At 37.7% G+C, this 22,345-nt stretch carries 20 protein-coding genes; 13 read left to right on the top strand and 7 right to left on the bottom strand.

The genetic code is table 11. The annotated features are described in order from the left end of the window. Window positions 1-80: 80 nt before the first annotated feature. Both fbaA and A1D25_RS04590 read right to left on the bottom strand, forming a co-directional pair. Window positions 81-1,160, bottom strand: coding sequence for a class II fructose-bisphosphate aldolase (gene fbaA / locus A1D25_RS04585; protein WP_157394519.1), 1,080 nt, complete (start codon window positions 1,158-1,160; stop codon window positions 81-83). A gap of 71 nt (window positions 1,161-1,231) precedes the next feature. Continuing rightward, complete coding sequence (locus tag A1D25_RS04590) at window positions 1,232-2,404, bottom strand: phosphoglycerate kinase (protein ID WP_157394520.1); 1,173 nt, start codon at window positions 2,402-2,404, stop codon at window positions 1,232-1,234. A 208-nt stretch (window positions 2,405-2,612) separates the two neighbouring features. Here A1D25_RS04590 and A1D25_RS04595 point away from each other — a divergent pair, with 208 nt between their 5' ends. Beyond that, a complete protein-coding gene (locus A1D25_RS04595) occupies window positions 2,613-4,001 on the top strand; it encodes an SLC13 family permease (RefSeq protein WP_157394521.1) in 1,389 nt (462 codons plus the stop codon). 200 nt (window positions 4,002-4,201) lie between these two features. Here the strand turns inward: A1D25_RS04595 and A1D25_RS04600 are convergent, their stop codons facing one another. From A1D25_RS04600 to A1D25_RS04615, 4 genes are all read right to left on the bottom strand, one after another. Beyond that, window positions 4,202-4,531, bottom strand: a complete 330-nt coding sequence (locus A1D25_RS04600) for a YbaB/EbfC family nucleoid-associated protein (RefSeq protein WP_157394522.1) — start codon at window positions 4,529-4,531, stop codon at window positions 4,202-4,204. Window positions 4,532-4,650: 119 nt separating this feature from the next. After that, entirely contained in the window at window positions 4,651-6,486 is a 1,836-nt protein-coding gene (gene ilvD / locus A1D25_RS04605; protein ID WP_157394523.1) for a dihydroxy-acid dehydratase, read from the bottom strand. A gap of 249 nt (window positions 6,487-6,735) precedes the next feature. After that, window positions 6,736-7,935: a hypothetical protein gene (locus A1D25_RS04610; RefSeq protein WP_157394524.1), complete on the bottom strand. Its 1,200-nt coding sequence runs from the start codon at window positions 7,933-7,935 to the stop codon at window positions 6,736-6,738. 37 nt (window positions 7,936-7,972) lie between these two features. Further along, window positions 7,973-8,533: a YtfJ family protein gene (locus A1D25_RS04615; protein ID WP_157394525.1), complete on the bottom strand. Its 561-nt coding sequence runs from the start codon at window positions 8,531-8,533 to the stop codon at window positions 7,973-7,975. Window positions 8,534-8,733: 200 nt separating this feature from the next. Between A1D25_RS04615 and yajC the strand changes: the two genes are divergently transcribed. Genes yajC through secF form a run of 3 tightly spaced genes read left to right on the top strand, consistent with a single transcriptional unit; the run spans window position 8,734 to window position 11,878 of the window. Continuing rightward, on the top strand, window positions 8,734-9,027 hold the full coding sequence (gene yajC / locus A1D25_RS04620; RefSeq protein WP_157394526.1) for a preprotein translocase subunit YajC: 294 nt from the start codon (window positions 8,734-8,736) through the stop codon (window positions 9,025-9,027). 28 nt (window positions 9,028-9,055) lie between these two features. After that, complete coding sequence (gene secD, locus A1D25_RS04625; protein ID WP_157394527.1) at window positions 9,056-10,900, top strand: protein translocase subunit SecD; 1,845 nt, start codon at window positions 9,056-9,058, stop codon at window positions 10,898-10,900. Window positions 10,901-10,909: 9 nt separating this feature from the next. After that, the gene (gene secF / locus A1D25_RS04630) at window positions 10,910-11,878 is read left to right on the top strand and encodes a protein translocase subunit SecF (protein ID WP_157394528.1); all 969 of its coding nucleotides are present in this window, start codon (window positions 10,910-10,912) and stop codon (window positions 11,876-11,878) included. A 63-nt stretch (window positions 11,879-11,941) separates the two neighbouring features. Here secF and A1D25_RS04635 read toward each other — a convergent pair whose 3' ends face one another. Further along, complete coding sequence (locus A1D25_RS04635; protein ID WP_157394529.1) at window positions 11,942-12,157, bottom strand: YgjV family protein; 216 nt, start codon at window positions 12,155-12,157, stop codon at window positions 11,942-11,944. 175 nt (window positions 12,158-12,332) lie between these two features. Between A1D25_RS04635 and A1D25_RS04640 the strand changes: the two genes are divergently transcribed. The 9 genes from A1D25_RS04640 to A1D25_RS04680 all read left to right on the top strand — a co-directional run bounded on the left by A1D25_RS04640 (window position 12,333) and on the right by A1D25_RS04680 (window position 22,329). Then, a complete protein-coding gene (locus tag A1D25_RS04640; RefSeq protein WP_157394530.1) occupies window positions 12,333-13,268 on the top strand; it encodes an ABC transporter permease in 936 nt (311 codons plus the stop codon). Next, window positions 13,269-14,066, top strand: a complete 798-nt coding sequence (locus A1D25_RS04645; protein ID WP_157394531.1) for an ABC transporter ATP-binding protein — start codon at window positions 13,269-13,271, stop codon at window positions 14,064-14,066. Window positions 14,067-14,239: 173 nt separating this feature from the next. Continuing rightward, window positions 14,240-14,512: a LexA regulated protein gene (gene ybfE / locus A1D25_RS04650; protein ID WP_157394532.1), complete on the top strand. Its 273-nt coding sequence runs from the start codon at window positions 14,240-14,242 to the stop codon at window positions 14,510-14,512. 27 nt (window positions 14,513-14,539) lie between these two features. Further along, complete coding sequence (gene fldA, locus A1D25_RS04655; protein WP_157394533.1) at window positions 14,540-15,064, top strand: flavodoxin FldA; 525 nt, start codon at window positions 14,540-14,542, stop codon at window positions 15,062-15,064. A 21-nt stretch (window positions 15,065-15,085) separates the two neighbouring features. Continuing rightward, window positions 15,086-15,532, top strand: coding sequence for a ferric iron uptake transcriptional regulator (fur, locus tag A1D25_RS04660; protein WP_157394534.1), 447 nt, complete (start codon window positions 15,086-15,088; stop codon window positions 15,530-15,532). A 101-nt stretch (window positions 15,533-15,633) separates the two neighbouring features. Further along, window positions 15,634-18,282 (top strand): MlaD family protein, encoded by a 2,649-nt coding sequence (locus tag A1D25_RS04665; RefSeq protein ID WP_157394535.1) that lies wholly within the window; start codon window positions 15,634-15,636, stop codon window positions 18,280-18,282. 27 nt (window positions 18,283-18,309) lie between these two features. Beyond that, the gene (luxS, locus tag A1D25_RS04670) at window positions 18,310-18,819 is read left to right on the top strand and encodes an S-ribosylhomocysteine lyase (protein ID WP_157394536.1); all 510 of its coding nucleotides are present in this window, start codon (window positions 18,310-18,312) and stop codon (window positions 18,817-18,819) included. A gap of 95 nt (window positions 18,820-18,914) precedes the next feature. Next, the gene (locus A1D25_RS04675; RefSeq protein ID WP_157394537.1) at window positions 18,915-20,750 is read left to right on the top strand and encodes an ABC transporter ATP-binding protein; all 1,836 of its coding nucleotides are present in this window, start codon (window positions 18,915-18,917) and stop codon (window positions 20,748-20,750) included. A 190-nt stretch (window positions 20,751-20,940) separates the two neighbouring features. Next, the gene (locus tag A1D25_RS04680; protein ID WP_157394538.1) at window positions 20,941-22,329 is read left to right on the top strand and encodes a DASS family sodium-coupled anion symporter; all 1,389 of its coding nucleotides are present in this window, start codon (window positions 20,941-20,943) and stop codon (window positions 22,327-22,329) included. Window positions 22,330-22,345: the final 16 nt, after the last annotated feature.

Below are 22,345 nucleotides of genomic sequence, written 5' to 3' on the forward strand. Positions count from 1 at the left end.
CAGACACACAGTGTTCTGCACCCCAAAAGTTGGACTAAACACGAATTAAGATGCAGATTTTTTACGCAAAATTTTACAAATTATAATACGTTCACGCAGTTTAAATCTTCGAAAGATTGCTCTAAGCGTTTAGACATAGATTCTTCCATTTTGCGTAACCATACGCGTGGATCGTAGTATTTTTTGTTTGGTGCATCAGGGCCTGTTGGGTTACCTAATTGACCTTGTAAATACGCTTCGTTTGCTTTGTAGAACTGTAAAATACCGTCCCAAGATGCCCATTGAGTATCTGTGTCAATGTTCATTTTGATTGCACCGTAGCTAATTGCTTCACGGATTTCTTCACGACTTGAACCAGAACCACCGTGGAATACGAAGTCAATTGATTTTGCTGGTAAGCCACGCTCTTTTGATACAAACTCTTGTGATGCACCTAAAATAGATGGTTTTAATTTTACGTTACCTGGTTTGTAAACACCGTGTACGTTACCGAATGCGGCAGCAACAGTGAAACGTGGGCTTACAGGGTTTAATGAATCGTAAACGAATAATACATCTTCAGGTTGCGTATAAAGTTTAGACTCTTCAACATCTGAATTATCTACGCCATCTTCTTCACCACCAGTAATACCGATTTCGATTTCAAGAGTCATACCTAATTTATTCATACGCTCTAGGTATTTTTTACAGATTTCCATATTTTCTTCAATCGGCTCTTCAGAAAGGTCGATCATATGTGAAGAGAATAATGGTTTACCTGTTTCTGCAAAGAATTTCTCACCTGCATCTAACATTCCATCAATCCAAGGTAATAAATTTTTTGCTGCGTGGTCAGTATGAAGAATAACTGGAACACCGTACTCTTTCGCTAATTCGTGAACGTGTTTTGCACCTGCAACAGCACCTAATACGTCTGCACGAGCCCCACTTGCTGGTTTGATACCTTTACCTGCGTAGAATTGTGCACCACCATTTGAGAATTGAACAATAACAGGAGCTTTAACGCGTGCTGCTGTTTCTAATACTGCGTTTACAGAGTCCGTACCCACGCAGTTTACCGCTGGGATTGCGAAGTTATTTTCTTTTGCGAATGCAAAAACTTTTTGTACATCATCACCAGTTACTACGCCTGGTTTTACAATATCTAATAATTTAGCCATTTTGGAGTTCCTTATATATTTAAAAAATCAAGGTTTAAAAATAGGGCGTATATGATACGCCCCTAGAGCAATTAGTCATTTGCACGTTTTTCTAAAATTTCAACTGCTGGTAATACTTTGCCTTCTACAAATTCTAAGAATGCACCGCCACCTGTTGAAATGTAAGAAATTTTGTCTGCGATACCAAATAGGTCAATAGCCGCTAATGTATCACCACCACCTGCAATTGAGAATGCACCATTAGCGGTTGCTTCTGCGATTGCATTTGCAACAACTTCAGTACCTTTACGGAAATTCGGGAATTCAAATACGCCAACAGGGCCATTCCAAAGAATCGTTTTCGCATTACGAATAATTTCTGCTAATTCTTCTGCAGATTTATCGCCAATATCAAAAATTGATTCGCCTTCAACTACTTCGTTTACTGCTTTGTGAGTCGCTGATGCTGTTTCTGAAAACTCTGTTCCTACACGCACATCAACAGGTACTGGAATGCTTGTTGTTTTTGATAAACGTTGAGCTTCAGGAATTAAATCTACTTCACATAATGAATTGCCTACATTGTGACCTTCAGCTGCAATAAAGGTATTGGCAATACCACCGCCAACGATAAGCTGATCCGCAATTTTAGAAAGAGAATCTAAAACGGTTAATTTGGTTGATACTTTTGAACCACCCACAATCGCTAACATTGGGCGTTGTGGTTCTTTTAATGCTTTACCTAACGCATCTAATTCTGCTGCTAATAATGGGCCAGCACACGCAACTGGTGCATATTCAGCCACACCATAAGTTGAGCCTTCTGCACGGTGAGCAGTACCAAATGCGTCCATTACAAATACATCACAAAGTGCCGCATACTTTTTCGCTAACTCAGGGTCATTTTTCTTTTCACCTTTGTTAATTCGTACGTTCTCAAGTACAACGATTTCATTCTCATTGACCTCTACGCCATCTAAATAATCACGCACTAAACGAACTGGCACATCAAGTGCTTCATTTAAGTAATCTACAACAGGTTGTAATGAATTTGCTTCTTCAAAAACCCCTTCAGTTGGACGACCTAAGTGAGAAGTTACCATCACTTTTGCTCCTTTTTGTAGAGCAAGTTTAAGTGTTGGAATAGTCGCACGAATACGAGCATCTGACGTTACTTTGCCATCTTTTACTGGTACGTTAAGGTCAGCACGAATAAAAAGACGCTTACCTGCAAGGTCAAGATCTGCCATTTTTTTTACGGACATAGTGAGTTCCTCTTTTGATTTTCAAAATTAAAAACAGATTGATTATATCAGTTTCCTATTTATTTGGGCGAATGTAGATCAAATTATTCTGCAATTTTCTCTATTTTCTTTATTAAATAAATTAATTCACTTCTCATAAAAATCAGATCCAAATACTGGATTTTGTTATAAAATTGTAACATCGTTGTAAAAAATTAAGGAGTGAATTATGTCTAATACAACTAAAAATCCTTTACGGGGATTGATTATCTTAGGATTAGATTTGATCCTGTTCTTTTTCTTGCTCAATATATTACCTTTTTCAGAACAAGAAAATCGTGGGTTAGCATTACTGGTTTTTGTTGGCATACTTTGGCTAACAGAGGCTTTTAACATTACCGTCACCTCACTGATGGTTCCCGTTTTTGCTATTGGCTTGAATGTATTGCAAACAAAAGCAGCGTTTGCCCCCTTCTCTGAGCCAATTATTTTTATGTTCTTTGGTGGTTTTGTAATAGCCGCTGTGCTCAACATTCAAAAAATAGACCTATGGCTCGCTAACCATATTATTCGATTAGCGAAAGGCAATCTTAAACGCACCGTTATCTACCTCTTCCTTGTTACCGCTTTACTTTCTCTTTTTATCAATAATACCGCTGTGGCTGCAATGATGCTTCCGCTCACATTAGGTATTTTGCACCAAGTTGATTTTAAAACTAACCGCAATTTATATGTTTTCGTCTTATTAGGCATTGCGTTTAGCTCAAGTATCGGTGGTATGGGAACATTAGTGGGCAGTGCACCTAACGCCATTTTAGCTTCACAGCTCAAAATTTCTTTTTCAGAATGGTTAGCTTATGGAATGCCTGTGGCAATTTTATTGATGATTGCGATGGTACTATGTTTGCTATTTGTTCTACGCCCTAATTTTAATGTGAGTTTTGAAGTTAATGTAGAACAAATCCCTCTCACCCCACAACGATTAGCTACCTTGACCATATTTATAATTACAGCAATTTTCTTAGTATTCAGTAGCAGTATTGAGCCTATTTTGCGAAATTTATTAGGATTAAGTAGCTCTATCAAAAACTTTGATGCCGTTATTGCAATGATCGCTGTATTAGCATTCTGTATCTGCAATACAGCAAGCTGGCAACAAATTCAGGAACGCACTGAATGGGGCGTGTTGATGTTATTTGGTGGTGGCTTGGTATTAAGTATCGTACTAAGAGAAACAGGAGCGAGCAAAATTCTGGCAGATAGCATCGTTGCATTCATCGGACAACAACATTGGTTAATAATGACCATTGTAATGACAGCATTTATCGTCTTTTTAACCGAATTTACGTCTAATACCGCCAGTGCCGCCCTATTGATGCCAATTTATATCTCCGTTGCCCAGAATTTAGGTGTCCCGCCACTAGCATTAGCCGCCATTATTGCGTGTGGAGCTTCCTGTGCATTTATGTTACCTATTGCAACACCGCCAAATGCGATCGTCTTTGCAACAGGCTACATTAAGCAGAATGAAATGGTCAAAGTTGGTATTCTATTGAATATTGCTTGTATTATTGTTATCGGCTTCTTGTCTTATTTCTTGTGGATGACTTGGTGGTAGATTTGCTCAAAACTTATTAGGTGTAATGGACAAAAATCCCACATTTTTGTCCATTACACCATATAAAGAGAAAAAGAAGATTATAAAAATATATTTAATAAACCCAACAAAAGGAAGTAACACTACGCTTGAATTTTTAAACAATCACAAAGGCAAAATCATCTTAGGTACTTTAGTTGTAGGGTGGTAGGTGCATTCTATCAAAACGGCATTTTCATTCCAGGTGGTAGTTGAATACCCGCAGTAACACTTGCCATTTTCTCTTTTTGCATTTCTTCTGCACGACGCACCGCATCATTAAATGCAGCAGCAATCAGATCTTCTAGCATCTCTTTATCATCTTCCATTAACGAAGGATCGATTTCAATGCGGCGACAGTTGTGTGCACCGTTAATCGTAATTTTAACTAGCCCAGCTCCAGACTCCCCCGTTACTTCTAGTTGTGCGATCTCTTCTTGCATTTTCTGCATACGCTCTTGCATTTGCTGAGCTTGTTTCATTAATCCGCCTAAGCCACCTTTTCCAAACATTTTAAACCTCATTAAATCAAATAAAAAACGCCTTGCATTCTACTGAAGCAAGGCTTTGGGTGCAAGCAAGCGGTTAGATTTTACAAATTTTTTGCATAATCTGACCGCTTATCTCATCATTAAATCTTCGTTTTATCGCGAACCGCGCCTTTATCTGCCGATGTCGCAAAGTGTCCATAAACTTTTAAAGCAAATGATACCTCACGTTGGCGAGTTGCAGGTTTCCAGCCAAGTTTATCTTGCTCTGCTCGGCGAGCAGCAAGTTCTGCTTCTGGCACAACTAACTCAATCTTACGATTTGGAATATCAATTTCAATGGTATCGCCATCTTTGACAACGCCAATTAAACCACCTGCGGCAGCTTCTGGTGAGCAGTGTCCGATAGACAATCCTGATGTACCGCCAGAGAAACGTCCGTCTGTTAATAACGCACACGCTTTGCCTAATCCCATTGATTTGAGATAACTGGTTGGATAAAGCATTTCTTGCATTCCCGGTCCACCTTTTGGACCTTCGTAGCGAATCACCACAACGTGCCCTGCCTGTACTTTTCCACCTAAAATCCCTGCTACGGCATCCTCTTGGCTTTCAAAGACAATCGCTTTACCTGTAAATTTGAGAATACTTTCATCAACCCCTGCTGTTTTAACAATACAACCATCTAACGCAATGTTACCTGATAGCATTGCTAATCCACCGTCTTGGCTATATGCAAATTGTTTGCTACGGATACAGCCGTTTTCACGATCATCATCAACGCTATCCCAACGGCAATCTTGTGAGAAGGCTTGAGTGGTACGAATACCCGCAGGGCCTGCTCGGAAAAACTTATGTACTGCTTCGTCTTTTGTTAAAACAATATCATATTTCGCAATTTGTTCGGCAAGGCTCATTCCTAATACGGTACGAGTTTGATTTTTCAGTAAATTTGCACGATCTAACTCACCTAAAATTGCCATAATTCCACCAGCACGATGAACGTCTTCCATATGGTATTTTTGCGTATTTGGGGCAACTTTACTTAAACAAGGCACAACTCGAGAAAGACGATCAATATCTGCCATTGTGAAATCTACTTCTGCTTCTTGAGCTGCAGCTAATAAATGTAGTACGGTATTGGTTGAACCACCCATTGCAATATCAAGGCTCATCGCATTGTCAAAGGCATCTTTCGTTGCTATTGAACGTGGTAAAACTGAAACATCATCTTGTTCATAATAACGTTTGCAAAGTTCAACAATTTGTTTACCTGCATCTAAGAATAGTTGCTTACGGTCGGCGTGTGTAGCCAAACAAGAGCCATTTCCTGGTAAGCTTAAGCCTAATGCTTCGGTTAAGCAGTTCATTGAGTTTGCAGTAAACATTCCTGAGCAAGAACCACAAGTAGGGCAAGCAGAACGCTCAATTTGTTCGCTTTCTGCATCGGATACATTGGGATTTGCTCCTTGGATCATTGCATCAACCAAGTCTAATTTAATAATTTTATCGGATAATTTCGTTTTACCGGCTTCCATCGGGCCGCCCGATACGAATACAGTCGGAATGTTTAAACGCAATGCTGCCATTAACATTCCAGGGGTGATTTTGTCACAGTTAGAGATACAAACCATTGCATCGGCACAATGAGCATTCACCATATATTCTACGCTATCCGCAATGAGATCACGGCTTGGTAGCGAATACAGCATTCCACCGTGTCCCATTGCAATCCCATCATCTACTGCGATCGTATTAAATTCTTTTGCGACACCACCTGCTTTTTCAATTTCAGCAGCAACTAATTGTCCCATATCTTTTAAGTGAACGTGTCCTGGTACAAATTGAGTAAATGAATTCACCACCGCAATAATTGGTTTACCGAAATCATTTTCTTTCATTCCTGTTGCACGCCACAATGCACGTGCTCCCGCCATATTACGACCTTGTGTACTGGTCGCTGAACGTAATTTTGGCATAATCTCTCCAAGTTAATATGTTGTGTTTTAAAATATCGAAATACGGTGTTTCTATACCTTATATTACCTTTATTAACAAACGGGTACCAACGTGGTGCTCCTACATAAATGATAAAAAACATTTATTTTTCAATTGGTTAAAATTTATTTTGTAGGGATACACTGAGTGTGTCCGAATGAAAAAATTTGTCAATAATATGCTGTATGTTTACACCTTATCTTAATTTTCATCTTATGGTATAAAAGAATTTACAAGAAATCATCAAAAAAATGAACATTTTCTTCTTTAATATGCCCTAGACTTAATAATGATCGACTGAGTTCATATTGTTGATTAAATAAATAACTATTTCTGTATTTTTCTTCACTCTTAGTAAGAAATATTTGTTCTGAGATAATATCTTTTGGTACTCCAAATAATATTGTGCCAGCAAATCCAACTAAACTATCAAGTTTAAATCCTAATAAAAGCAATGTTTCAAATGCGATATGATCAGGAATGATAATAAGATGTTCAAAATTTTCCTTTATTCTATTATTCAATTCTTTTGCGTGAGGATGACCTTTGTAGAAAAATAGGTGGTCGTTTTTATTATTAAAAAACCGTCCTTCAGGTAAGGTCATTTCTTTAATCGCATTAAAGTGAATATTTTCTAAAACAGGTATAGAATCTTCAGAAATATTAAATACTGTTGTTCCTAGTAAAACAGTAGATTTATACATTTTTGAAAGATTAATTATATTATGAATATCATTTGTTTTTATATTTAATAGACTTGCCATCATATCTTTTTGATAATCACTAAAGCTATGGAACTTATTAAAATTCATTAATTCAATATTTCCCATTTGTTTTTTTAGCATTGGCAAGCAACCTTTATCCAATAAAGATGTATTACATAAGCAATAAGATGTCCTAATAACATTATTCCACAAATACCTAAACAATAATTGATTATGAACTCTAACATTTTGACATTTAACAAGGTTATTTAAGATTTCATTATGTTCTTTGATAGAATTAACTAAATTAACTTCATCTAATTTTGAAAGCTCATAGAGTGTTACTGCACCTTCAGCACCATCGTCATAAAAACAAAAACTGAAATTTTCAAATTTATCTCTATTATTGGCATATATAAAAATAATGTTTTTTAAGATTTCTAGAGAATGAAATAGGTTTATGTGCAATCTTATATCTAATTTAGATTGGCAGTTGTAAACAGTATGTTTAAAATCTTCAACTAGTTTTTCAATGTTATGTTCTACAACTTTGTATGTTATTACTTTTCCTTTGGGAAAAATATTTATTATATTTTCTGGAATTTCAAATCTAGATAATGCAAACCAACGAGTAGTATCTTTATCATTCAAGTTATCTATAAAATGATAAAAATAGTTTAATGTGGGTATAGTTGCAAAATCAATGTATATTTCAAATTTTTCCATTAGAGATCCTATTATGCAATAGTATTATTTAAATAATCTATTGCAATACTAATTGTTTCGTTAAATCAATCACTTGTTGAATTTGAGCTGGGGATAATTTACCTTCAGACACAAATTGCACTTTACCAGATTTATCTAAGACAGCAATAAAACTCTCTTTTTCTTTGAGTTGCCACGCTTTCTTAACAGTGCTGTTTTGATCTAAGATCACTTGGCTATGTGGGTTTTCTAATTTTCCATCTTCTGCACTGCTTTTCACAAAAGCACCCGTAGCGACTATTGCATCATCAGCATTGATAATTGTAGTGGTTTGGTATTTTGCACGATCAAAGCCTGCATTCTTAATGGCATTCATCAAGCCTTGATTTTTCTCTTTTACACTACTTCTACCCGCTAAGTGATGAACGACTCTCACTTTTCCAGATAAGCTCGCGGAAGACCACGTTTTATAGTTGATCTTTTTACCTTGTACAATGAGTTCCCCATCTTCTGCCACCGTAACAGAGGGTAAATTTGTATTTAACTGTACGTTATGTGCCATAGCACTATTTGCAAAAAATAGTGCTGAAATAACCGCTAGCAATGATAATTTTTTCATTTTTGACCTTTTTCTATTGAATTATTAAGTAATAGGAACTATATCGCTATTCTACACTGAAAGGCGAAATTAAGAGAACGGATCAGCCTATCGATCAATTTTCTTCTCGTTTAATAAGCAATTTTATGCTATTTTATACAACGTTTTTCTCTTGGTAGAAAAGAATTTATTGTTTATTTATGAATTTTAAGGAGCTTAATATGCAGCAAGGCGGCGGATTAGAAATGATCTTTATTTTAGTGATCTTCGGTTTAATCTTCTATTTTATGATTTACCGTCCACAAGCAAAACGCCAAAAACAACAACGTGAACTTCTCGCTAGCTTAGCAAAAGGTAATGAAGTGCTAACAAGCGGTGGTTTAGTGGGTAAAATTACTAAAGTATCGGCAGACGATGAAAATATCGTGATTGCGTTAAATGATACAACAGAAGTCACTATCCAACGTGCATTCGTGGTTGCAGTGTTACCAAAAGGTTCATTGAAATCTCTTTAATTCTTTCTTTTAAATACGGGGATGTATTGTGTTAAACCGTTTCCCTCTTTGGAAGAACCTAATGGTGATCTTTGTGATCGCCATTGGTGCTTTATACGCCCTTCCAAATTTATATGGCGAAGATCCTTCTGTACAAATTTCTGGTACAAGAGGACAACAAGCCTCTGGTGAAACTCTCACCAAAGTTCAATCTGTTCTTCAATCAATGAATATCACACCAAAAGCAATGAGTTTAGAAAACGGCTCTATTTTGGTACGTTTAAATAAAGATGAAGAGCAACTTCCTGCTAAAGAAAAAATTTCTGAAGCACTTGGCAATAATTATTCTGTGGCATTAAATCTTGCACCAGCGACACCTGAGTGGCTTACCTCTATCGGTGGCGAGCCAATGAAACGTGGTTTAGATTTGCGTGGTGGTGTTCGTTTCTTAATGGAAGTGGATATGAAAACCGCTTTGACGAAACAGCAAGATCAGCTACAAGAAACGCTACGAGCAGAATTTCGTAAAGAGAAATTGCAGTATAAAGCGGTGAAAAAAGCAGATAACTTCGTCAATGAAGTTGAATTTGTAGATAGTGAAACAGCTGATAAAGCGGTTCGTTATCTTCGCAGAACGCATACCAATTTAGAGGCTGCTCGTCTTTCTCCAACTGAAGTAACAGTTAGCCCATCAGCTCAAGGTTTAGCAACAGCTCGTGATACTGCGATTGAGCAAAATCTTTCCATTTTGCGTAAACGTGTTGAAGAGTTAGGTGTTTCTGAGCCGACTATTCAGCGTCAAGGTGCGGATCGTATTGTGGTTGAATTACCAGGGGTACAAGATACGGCTAGAGCAAAAGAAATTTTAGGGGCGACAGCGACTCTTGAATTCCGTTTAGTGAATGCTACGGCTAACCCTGAATCTGCTGCTCGAGGCATTATTCCAGCAGATTCTGAGATCAAACACACTAAAGATGGTGTGCCGACAATTCTTTTCCGTAAGGCTGTGTTAGGTGGAGAACATATTATCAATGCAAATTCAGGTGTAGATGATAAAGGTTTACCGCAAGTAAGCATTAACCTTGATAGTGAAGGTGGTGAGCTGATGTCTGCTGCAACTAAGACTGCAGTAGGTAAGCCAATGGCAACACTTTATAGTGAGTTTAAGGACTCAGGTCGTCGTGATGATAAAGGTAAAGTGATTTTAGAAAAACACGAAGAAGTTATCAATATTGCAACAATCAACTCTCGCTTAGGTAGCCAGTTCCAAATTACTGGGATTGATAGCCCTGCTGAAGCACAAAATTTAGCGGTGTTATTACGTTCTGGTGCATTAATTGCTCCGATCGTCATTGTTGAAGAGCGTACTATCGGGGCATCTTTAGGGGCAGATAACGTTGCTCAAGGTATGGAAGCAGGCTTGTTAGGCTTAGGTTTAACCATCTTATTCTGTGTGGTTTACTATAAAGTATTCGGTTTATTCGCCACAGGTGCATTGTTAGCAAACCTTGTTTTAACCGTTGGTTTAATGTCGCTAATTGGTGCAACGCTCACAATGCCTGGCATTGCAGGGATTGTGCTAGCTGTTGGTATGTCAGTAGATGCTAACGTATTGATTTATGAGCGGATTAAGGAAGAAATCCGTAATGGACGTTCCATTCAACAAGCAATTCACGAAGGTTATAATGGTGCATTCACCAGTATCTTTGACTCTAACTTAACAACAGTATTAACGTCATTGATTCTTTATGCAGTAGGTACTGGGCCTGTAAAAGGCTTTGCGGTTACCTTAGCATTAGGGGTAATGATCTCAATGTTTACGGCAATTACGGGAACTCGTATGTTAGTAAACTGGGTTTACGGTGGTAAACGTGTTAAAAAACTTTGGATTTAGGGGAATCAAATGACTGCACAAACAGAAAAAGAGGTAGAAATTAAGCTACCATATCGATTGGTTCCTTTTATGAGATACCGAATGATTGCGTTCCTGTTTTCGATTATTGTGACAGGTTTGTGTATCTTTACGGTAGCAACAAAAGGTTTTAACTGGGGGCTTGATTTTACAGGCGGAACAGTTATTGAAACCAATTTCTCTCAACCTGCGGACTTAGCTAAAGTGCGTGATGTATTGGATAAAAATGGTTATCCAAGTGCATTAGTGCAAACCTTTGGTGGGCAAAAAGATGTAATGATCCGTCTTCCTGCATCGGCTGGCGATATGACATTGGGCAACAAAGTAATGGATTTAATCCACCACGAACTTGATGCCGAAGCAAAGATTCAAAGTATTGAGTTTGTCGGCCCAAATGTAGGGGAAGAGCTAACACAAGGGGCGATTTATGCGACTTTAGCAACCCTTGCAATGTTACTACTTTACGTTGGTATTCGTTTTGAGTGGCGTTTAGCTGTGGGGGGGATTATTGCTCTCTTCCACGATGTAATGGTAACTATCGGGGTATTCTCATTCCTACAAATTGAAATTGACTTAACCTTTGTTGCAGCAATTTTATCGGTAGTGGGTTACTCGTTGAATGATAGTATCGTGGTTTTTGACCGTGTGCGTGAGAATTTCCCGAAAATTCGCCGAGCAAGTTCAATAGAAGTAGTTGATATTTCATTAAGCCAAACGCTTTCTCGTACATTGATGACATCGGTAACCACATTATTTGTCGTTCTTGCTCTTTATTGGTTAGGGGGCCCGACATTACATAGTTTCTCACTCGCATTACTGATTGGTATCGGTTTTGGTACTTATTCATCAATCTATATTGCGATTGGTGTTGCTTTACAACTTGGCTTGAAACGTGAACATATGATTCAACCTGTTGTAGAAAAAGAAGGTGCTGATCAAAAATCGTTAATCGATTATTAAACTAGCATTAAGTGAATAAGCGGTAAGATATGTAAAAAATTTTGCAAATCTTACCGCTTTCTTTTAGCTGTTTTTACTTTTTAAAATGTAGTAAGCATTTACGCATACGACAAAAATATTTAGTCCTGCGACAGGTAATGAGCCGATTAACAATCCATATATAACAAAGCAAACACCGCCAATAGCATTGACTAAACGCAATTTAATCACATCTTTTAATAGGAATGAGCCTGCGACAAGTAACATTGCAACATAGCCCAGAATTTCAATATAGTTCATTTTATTTTCCTTATTTAACTATGAGTTGATTTATTCTAATCATAATTTCTCTTTTTGTCGGTAGCTGTTTTTAACGCAAAGGTTTGCGTCAAAAAAATTTACAAAAAAACTGCTTTTTTACACAAAATAGCGTAAAATTAGCCATATTTTTGTACTAGTAAAGTAGTATTTTTTAATGGATTCCTTATTACAATTTCTGAGTTTATTTTTAACTAATATTACCTGGATAGGAGCATTAGAATTAGGGCTTATTTATGCTTTAGTTGCGTTAGGTGTGCTGATCTCTTATAAAATCTTAGATTTCCCAGATTTAACTGCAGATGGTAGCTTCCCTCTTGGCGGTGGTGTTTGTGTGTTATGTATCCTTAACAACATTGATCCTTGGGTTGCAACGTTATTTGGTATGTTTGCTGGGGCGATTGCAGGAGTTATCACTGCAAGTTTGCACATTGGCTTTAAGATTGAAAAATTATTAGCCAGTATCTTAATGATGATTGCTCTCTATTCAATAAATCTACGCATAATGGGGAAACCAAACGTTTCTCTGTTAGGCGATCCAACGGTTTACGATAGTATTTTTGCTAGTGATGACTTACAACTAGCGATTGTTCGCCTACTGATTGCAATCTTCGTGGTGATTATTGCCAAATTATTATTTGATCTCTTTTTTGCTACTCAAGTCGGTTTAGCGGTACGAGCAACGGGAACAAACGCTCGAATGGCTAAAGCACAGGGGATTGCGATCAATAAAATGACTTTACTGGGAATGGCAATTTCAAATGGGCTTATTGCACTTGCAGGTAGCTTATATGTGCAAAGTAACGGTGGTTTCGATATTTCTATTGGGGTAGGGACAATTGTTATTGGGCTTGCCGCTGTGATTATTGGCGAGGCGATTTTCTCTGCTAAACGTATTATTTGGCTGACCTTTGCGGTTATTGTAGGTTCTATTTTATACCGTTTCTTTATTGCACTTGCTCTTAATAATGAAACACTGAACGGTATTGGTTTAGGTCCACAAGATCTTAACCTGATCACTGCATTATTGGTTGTTGCTGTATTAGTGATTCCTAAATTTAAACAAAAGTTTTCAATGAAGAAGGGGCAATAAATGATTGAACTACGCAACCTGTTTATTACCTTTAATAAAGGAACTGCTATTGAAAACCCTGTTTTACGAGGATTATCACTTGATGTTGCCGAGGGTGAATTTGTCTGTGTCATTGGCAGTAATGGTGCAGGTAAATCGACACTGCTAAATGCAATTAGTGGTGAATGTCGTGTTGATTCTGGCAACATTCTTATTCAAGGTAAAGACGTTAGTCAAACAACAAGTTGGCAGAGAGCAAATTTAGTTGCTCGAGTATTTCAAGATCCAATGGCTGGTACTTGCGAATCGCTCACGATTGAAGAAAATATGGCTCTAGCGTATCAACGTGGACAAAAAAGGGGATTCGGCTTTGCTTTAAATCGCCAATTGCGTGAGCATTTCCGAGAAAAACTATCATTATTAGGGCTAGGGCTAGAAAACCGTTTAACCGACCAAATGGGGCGTTTATCGGGTGGACAACGTCAGGCAGTGAGTTTACTGATGGCATCTTTACAACCTTCTAGTATCTTATTACTTGATGAACATACCGCAGCTCTTGATCCTAAAACCACCGCTTTTGTACTTGAACTGACAAATAAAATCGTTAGAGAGCAGAAACTCACCACTTTAATGGTAACTCACTCAATGCGACAAGCTCTCGATTATGGCGACCGTACAGTGATGTTACATCAAGGACAGGTGGCCTTTGATGTTTCTGGTGAAAATCGTAAACAGATGGACGTACCTGATTTACTTCGCTTATTTGAGCAAAGCCGCCACGAACAATTAAGTGATGATGGATTACTGTTTGGTAGTTAATTAAAAATGAATTATGGTCTTATTCAAGATTATAATGTATCTAGATATAAATTTTCACACTCAAATTTCAGCCTAGCATTTCAAACTTTTTGAGATTATGGTATATTTGCCATTTTAGTAATTAGCGTATCATTCTCATCTACAAATGAGAATAAACCGCCCAGAAGTGTAAGATGGCAAAGCAAGATTCAGATTGTATTACGCTTGATCTGTTCGATTCACTGCCAAAAGTTGGGCGACCACGCTCAAATCCATTAAGTCGAGAGCAGCAGTTACGCATTAACAAACGCAATCAATTAAAACGAGATCGCTCTTCAGGGTTAAGACGAATTGAGCTAAAACTTCATTCAGGCTTAATTCAATCTTTAGAAGAACAAGCTCTACTAAGGGGCATTTCTCGTGGGCAGTTAATTGAACAGATTTTAAGTGAACATATCAATGGATAATCCATTCATTAAATATAGGTAAATTAAATGGCAGTTGTTGGTTTATTTTACGGTTCAGATACCGGAAACACAGAAAATATTTCAAAAATGATCCAAAAACAAATTGGAGCAGAGCTGATTGATATTCGTGATATTGCAAAAAGCACGAAAGAAGATATAGAAGCCTATGACTTCTTATTGATTGGTATTCCGACTTGGTATTATGGCGAATCTCAAGCAGATTGGGACGATTTTATGCCAACCTTAAAAGAAATTGATTTTACAGGTAAAGTTGTCGGTATTTTCGGCTGTGGCGACCAAGAAGATTATGCAGAATATTTCTGTGATGCAATGGGAACTGTGCGTGATGTTATTGAACCAAATGGTGGTGTCATTGTTGGACACTGGCCAACAGAAGGATATAGTTTTGAAGCATCACAAGCCTTAGTTGATGAAAATACATTTGTCGGCTTGTGTATTGATGAAGATCGCCAACCTGAATTAACCGAAGATCGTGTTAATCGTTGGTGCAAACAAATTTTTGATGAAATGTATTTAGCAGAATTAGCTTAATTCTCGTAAACGGAGCATAAAATGTCTGAAGAAAACGTACAATTACTCAAGAAAGTTGGGCTAAAAGTGACTGAACCACGCTTAACTATTCTTGAACTGATGCAAAATACGCGTGAGCAAATGCAACATTTCTCAGCGGAAGATATTTATAAATTGTTGTTAGAAAAGCAATCAGAGATTGGTTTAGCGACCGTTTACCGTGTATTAAATCAATTTGAAGAAGTTGGGATTTTAACTCGTCATAATTTTGATGCGAATAAAGCGGTATATGAGCTTAATTTTAATCACGAACACGATCATATTATCTGTATGGATTGTGGTAAAGTGTTTGAGTTTAAAGATCCTGATATGGAACGCCGTCAGCGTGAAATTAGCCAACAACACGGTATGGAGCTTACAAACCATAGTCTTTACCTTTATGGCAAATGTAGCAATATCCAAAAATGTGATGAAAAAGATAAAAGCTAAGCTAACACCTTTGATTTTTGTTAATTAACACCAAGCGGTGAGATTTTGTAAAATTATTGCAAGATCCCACCGCTTACGCATATTTGAATAACGTAGAATTTATGTCTAACAATATTACAGAAGCTGTTCCTGCTAAAGTTCGTCAGCCACGCAAAATCTCACCATTTTGGCTCTTGCCTTTGGTGGCTTTTATTATTGGCTCGCTACTTTTTTTTCAAATTTTAAAAGAACGTGGCGAAGATATTACCATTCGTTTCCACGATGGTGCGGGAATTACCGCAGGTAAAACGACTATTCGTTATCAAGGTTTACAAATTGGTTTAGTGAAGAAAGTTAGTTTTACTGATGGGTTAAAAGAAGTTGAAGTTACCGCAGAAATTAACCCTGAGGCCAAATCTGTGCTACGTTCCGAAACTAAATTTTGGCTTGTCAGACCAACAGCATCGTTAGCAGGTATTTCAGGGCTAGATACGTTAGTTTCAGGTAACTACATAACTTTACTTCCTGGCGAAGGGAGTAGTGAAGATGAATTTATTGCTGAAAATGAGCCACCATTAGTTCCGTTGAATGAAGGCGATTTAATGGTGAAACTACTCGCTGATGATCTTGGTTCTATTGCTGTTGGGGCAAGTGTTTACTTCCGTAAAGTGCCTGTTGGAACCGTAGCGGATTACCGCTTTACCAAAGATCAGAAGAAAGTTGAGATAGAGCTTATAATTGATAAAAAATATGCCAATTTAGTTAAACAAGATAGCCATTTCTGGAATATTAGCGGTATAAAAGCTGATCTTAATATGGCAACGGGCTTCTCTATTCAAATGGATAGCCTGTTATCAGTAGTGCAAGGGGCGGTGGCATTTGATTCACCTGAACATTCTGAGCAAGCAAATCAAGGTCAAGAATATACGCTATATAGTGATTTGAAAACTGCCAAACGTGGTATTGAGGTCGATATTACTTTACCTGCCAATACGACCCTTCAAGCTAATGAAACAGGTGTGTTTTACCAAGGTATTCAGATTGGTATCTTATCTCAATTAGATTCTCCTCTTGATAGGCTGAAAGGTCTTAAAGGCAATGAATACATTAAAGGTAAATTGTTGATTGACCCAAATTATCAAGAGCTATTACGAGCCAATTCAGTCATCGTTTTGAAACAGCCTAAATTTTCTTTGAATAAAGAACAATTAACGAAATTAGGCGAAGTTTTTCGTGGCAATTATTTTGAGTTAATCTCTGGCGATGGTGAGCCAAGCAAACAGTTTGTCGTACAACGTAATGATGATTTTCTCCTAAATCGTGCAGATACCACCAGTTTTACACTTACCGCACCGCAATCTTATGGTGTCGATCAAGGGCAAGGGATTTATTACCACGATGTGCAAATTGGTGAGTTATTAAAGCGAGATGTAACTGTTGAAGATGTAACATTTACTGCGATTATTTTCCCTGAATATCGCCATTTAATTGGGCAACAAAGTAAATTTGTGGCGATTTCTAACTTAGATGTATCAATTGGCTTAGATGGAATGCGTATTCACGCAGGTTCGCCGACTTCTTGGCTACAAGGCGGTATTCGTTTATTAGACGGCAAACCAAGCGGTAAGATCCAAGCTCAATACCCCTTATACAAAGATCTTGAAAGTGCCGAGAGCGGTTTAATTAGCAGTGAGAAGAAAGCAACTCTGAGCTTGAGTGCAATGGAATTATCGGGGATTGATAAAGGCTCTGTGATTCTTTATCGTAAATTCCCGATTGGCGAAGTGTTAGCCATTCGTCCACAAAAGAGCCGTTTTGATGTTGATCTCTTTATAGAACCCAAATATCGTCATTTAATTAGCGAGCATAGTCGTTTTTGGATTGAACCCGCCGTTAAAGTAGATTTATCGACAAATGGTTTAAGCCTACAAGCCGATCCGCTACTTCGCACTTTAAAAGGGGCGATTAGCTTTGATAATAATGGTGCGAAAAATAACCGTATATTGTATGCGAGCTTTGATAAAGCCCGTTCAGGTAATACTTATGTTACATTGGTGGCTAAAGATGCTTCTAAATTGAGTGAAGGAATGCCAATAAAATATATGGGATTAACTATTGGTAAAGTAGAAACGCTCAAATTAGAAAATGCAAAAAAACAAGTGAAAGTTACCGCTTTCATTGATGGGCAATATTTTAATACAGTGGCTAAAGCAGGTAGCCAATTTAAAGCGATTTCCCCAGAAGTGAGTACAACTGGCTTTAAAAATTTAGATGCAGCATTACAAAATTATATTGCCGTTGAAGTTGGCTCAGGTGGGAAAAAGACAGAATTTACCTTAGCAGATACGGATACGTTATCAACGCAGTATAGTAATGGTTTTCCAATTATTGTTGAAACCACCGATGCAAATGGTATCACGCCTGATGCACCAGTGCTGTATCGTGGAATGCAAGTTGGAATTGTAAAACGCTTGAGTTTAAGTGAATTAGGCGATAGAGTGCTTATTCATTTACAAATTAGCTCGCAATACAGCCATTTGGTGCGTAAAAACTCACAGTTTTGGACAGCATCTGGCTACACAATGGATATTAGCTTAAGTGGAGCGAGTATTAACTCAGGCACAATGTCGCAATTACTGAATGGCGGTATCGCTTTTTCAACGCCATCGGGCAAAGTTGTACAACCACAAGCCGAAGCCAATCGCCGTTTCCGACTCCAACGTAAAACACCAGAAGATGCGTTAGGTTGGGATCAAGGTGTTGCAGAATAATAACTAAGATTAAATTAGGAGTAAAAAATGCCATTATTAGATAGTTTTAAAGTTGATCACACTCGAATGAATGCCCCTGCAGTGCGTGTTGCTAAAACAATGACAACACCGAAAGGGGATACCATTACGGTTTTCGATTTACGTTTTGTTCGCCCAAATATTGATATTTTACCTGTGCGTGGTATTCATACGATGGAGCATTTATTCGCAGGTTTTATGCGAGATCATCTCAATAGTGATCGTGTTGAAATCATTGATATTTCACCGATGGGTTGTCGAACAGGATTTTATATGTCGCTCATTGGTGAGCCAAGTGCTGAAGAAGTGGCTCAAGCGTGGACAAATGCAATGCACGATGCGCTGAACAAAGTACCCGATGAATCAAAAATTCCTGAATTAAATGAATTTCAATGCGGTTCTTATAAAGAGCATTCACTTGCAGAAGCACACGAGATTGCACGCAACGTGTTAAAACAACCTATCGGTATTAACCGCAATGAAGATTTAGCATTAGATGAGAAATTACTAAATCCATAATCATTTTATCTTTGAAAGCGGTCGGTTTTGGGGAGTTTTTTGCAAATTATTCTTCGAAACTGACCGCTTGCGTTTTTTATTTTTAAGGAAAATCAATGTTTGATAAATTATTTTCGTGGTTTGAAAATCGGGTAAATCCTTACCCCGATGAGCAACCTAAAACTCCAAAAGGAAAGTTATTACCTTTTATTTTAGGTACAACCAAAGGTTTTCGTTTTTATTTGCTGATTGCTATCTTTTTTAGCATTGTTTGTGGTGTGGTTGATGCACTACTTTTCCAATTTGTTGGCGAAATTGTCGATTGGATTGGTAAATACTCCCCAGCAGAATTATTTGCGAAAGAATGGCACTCAATGCTCTTTATGCTGTTTATTTTCTTCATTGGTATGATTGCGACTTTCTTATACTCAAGTGTTCGTTTCCAAACAATGCAAGGCGTTATGCCAATGCGATTACGTTGGAATTTCCACCGTTCAATGCTTGGGCAAAGTATGGCGTTCTACCAAAACGAATTTGCAGGCCGAGTTTCAGCAAAAGTGATGCAAACAGCATTGGCAGTGCGTGATGTGATAATGACTTTTGTTGAAATGATTACCTATGTAGTCGTCTATTTAATTACTTCAAGCGTTATTTTATTGCAGTTTGATGCTCTATTATTACTGCCATTTGCGTTATGGATTGTCGTTATGAGTGGCAGTATTTATTACTTTGTTCCTCGCTTAAGTAAGGCTTCACAAGAACAATCTGACGCTCGTAGCTTGATGACGGGAAGAATTACCGATGCTTATTCCAACATTGCTACCGTTAAGCTCTTTTCTCACGGACAACGTGAGTCAGGCTATGTAAAAGAATCAATGGAAGAATTTATGGTAACAGTGCATAAACAGATGCGTTTAGTAACCCTCATTGACACCTTAACCTATATCAATTCGATTGCTCTTGTGATTTTTTCGTCTGCTATTGGTATCTGGTTATGGGCTGATAGTATTGTTACCGCAGGAGCAATCGCAACATCACTCGCTTTAGCATTACGTCTTAAAGGTTTCTCACAATGGATAATGTGGGAATTTGCTCGCCTGTTTGAACATATTGGCACAGTACAAGATGGAATGGAAACGCTCTCAAAGCCACATTCTATTGTAGATGATAAAGACGCAAAACCATTAAAGGTAGAGAATGGCGACATTCACTTTAAACAGGTTGATTTTGCATATAGTGAAACTAAACCATTACTCAAAGGTTTTGATTTACATATTAAAGCGGGCGAAAAAGTTGGTCTAGTCGGGCGAAGTGGGGCAGGTAAATCAACCTTAACGAATTTGTTATTACGTTTTTATGACGTACAAAATGGCTCAATTGAAATTGATGGTCAAAATATTCGTCACATTACACAAGAGAGCTTACGCTCGCAAATTGGGTTAGTTACCCAAGATACTTCACTTTTACATCGTTCTATTCGAGAAAATTTACTTTATGGTCGCCCAACAGCAACGGAAGAAGAGATGATTGATGCCGTTGCTCGTGCATCGGCAACAGATTTTATACCACATCTTTCTGACTCTAAAGGAAGAACTGGTTATGATGCTCACGTTGGTGAACGTGGTGTGAAATTGTCGGGCGGACAGCGTCAGCGTATTGCGATTGCACGAGTGATGTTAAAAGATGCCCCGATTTTATTACTTGATGAAGCAACCAGTGCGTTAGATTCTGAAGTAGAAGTCGCTATTCAAGAAAATTTAACCGAGCTAATGGAAGGAAAAACCGTAGTTGCTATTGCTCACCGACTATCGACTATTATGGCAATGGATAGGCTTATTGTATTAGATAAAGGGGAAATTGTTGAGCAAGGCACCCACGAAGAACTACTGGAACAGAATGGGGTTTATGCGAAATTATGGGCTCACCAAAGCGGCGGATTTTTGCCTGAGTAGATAATTATTTAGCTTGAGGTTCATTTAAAGCGGTAAGATTTGACGATTATTTTGCAAAAAATACGAAAAATCTTACCGCTTATTTGTTAAAAATTTGTGAGCTTATTCACAGTTTTATCATTTGCTTGTGTCAATCTTCATAAGTTTTGCTATATTGCCGAAATGTTTATTCTGATGTTGTGGGTGATCTATGTCTTCAAACCAAGTTCTCAATGATACAAAAACCTTCAGAAATGGGGCCATTCTCATCATTGATATTATCTTATTTTTCTCGTTATTAGCATTTTTACCTTTCGAACCAATGGCAAATAAAGGTTTAGCTCTGTTAGCCTTTGTGGCAGTATTGTGGCTTACAGAAGCACTACACGTTACTATCACAGCTTTGCTTGTGCCTATTCTATCCATTGGATTGGGATTAGTCAGTTCTAAAGAAGCCTTAGCGACTTTTGCAGATCCAACCATCTTCTTATTCTTTGGTGGCTTTGCTTTAGCAACAGCATTGCATATTCAGCAATTAGATAGAATGATTGCAAATAAAATTATGGCAATGGCAAGGGGTAAACTCTCTTTAGCAGTTATTTATCTCTTTGCAGCTACGGCATTACTTTCAATGTGGATCAGCAATACCGCAACAGCAGCAATGATGCTACCACTTGCAATGGGCGTATTAAGCAAATTAGATAAAAATGCACATCATAATACTTATGTGTTCGTGTTATTAGGAATTGCATATAGTGCAAGTATTGGTGGAATGGGAACATTAGTCGGTAGCCCACCAAATGCGATTGTAGCGTCAAACTTAAATTTAACTTTTGCGGACTGGTTAGGTTATGGCTTACCGATTATGATTATCCTAATGCCATTGATGTTAGGGATTTTATATGTCGTATTTAAACCAAACTTAAGTCAAAAATTTGAGTTTAATTTTGAAAAAATTGAATTAAATCGTAGTCGTATTATTACGCTTGTTATTTTTATTTCGATTGCTCTTTGTTGGGTATTTAGCAGTAAGTTAAATCCTTTCATTTCAAGTATTTTAGGCGTGAAAAGCATCGGTAGTTTTGACAGTATTGTTGCATTATTTGCCGCAGTATTACTCTGTGTAACTCGAGTTGTAAATTGGGATCAAATTCAAGAGAATACAGAATGGGGCGTATTGATGCTTTTCGGCGGTGGTTTAACATTAAGTGCAGTGTTAGGCAAAACAGGAGCTAGTAAAGTAATGGCAGATGGTATTGTCTTTATGATTGAAGGCGGGCATTTCTACTTAATTGGCTTAATTGTTGCTGCATTTATTATCTTCTTAACCGAATTTACTTCAAATACAGCAAGTGCTGCATTGCTTGTGCCAATCTTTATTTCTATTGCTCAAGCATTAAATATGCCACCAGTTGGATTAGCTTTAATTATCGGTTTAGGTGCATCTTGTGCCTTTATGCTACCAGTGGCAACACCACCAAATGCCATTGTGTTTGGTACGGGTGAAGTAAGACAAAGTGAAATGGTCAAAGCAGGTTTTTGGCTTAACCTAATTTGTATCTTTGTTATTGCAACTTATGGATACTTATTCTGGTTATAACTGAGCATATGATTAC

The sequence above is a fragment of the Ursidibacter arcticus genome, from assembly GCF_009761375.1.
In the GTDB taxonomy this organism is placed as follows: domain Bacteria; phylum Pseudomonadota; class Gammaproteobacteria; order Enterobacterales; family Pasteurellaceae; genus Ursidibacter; species Ursidibacter arcticus.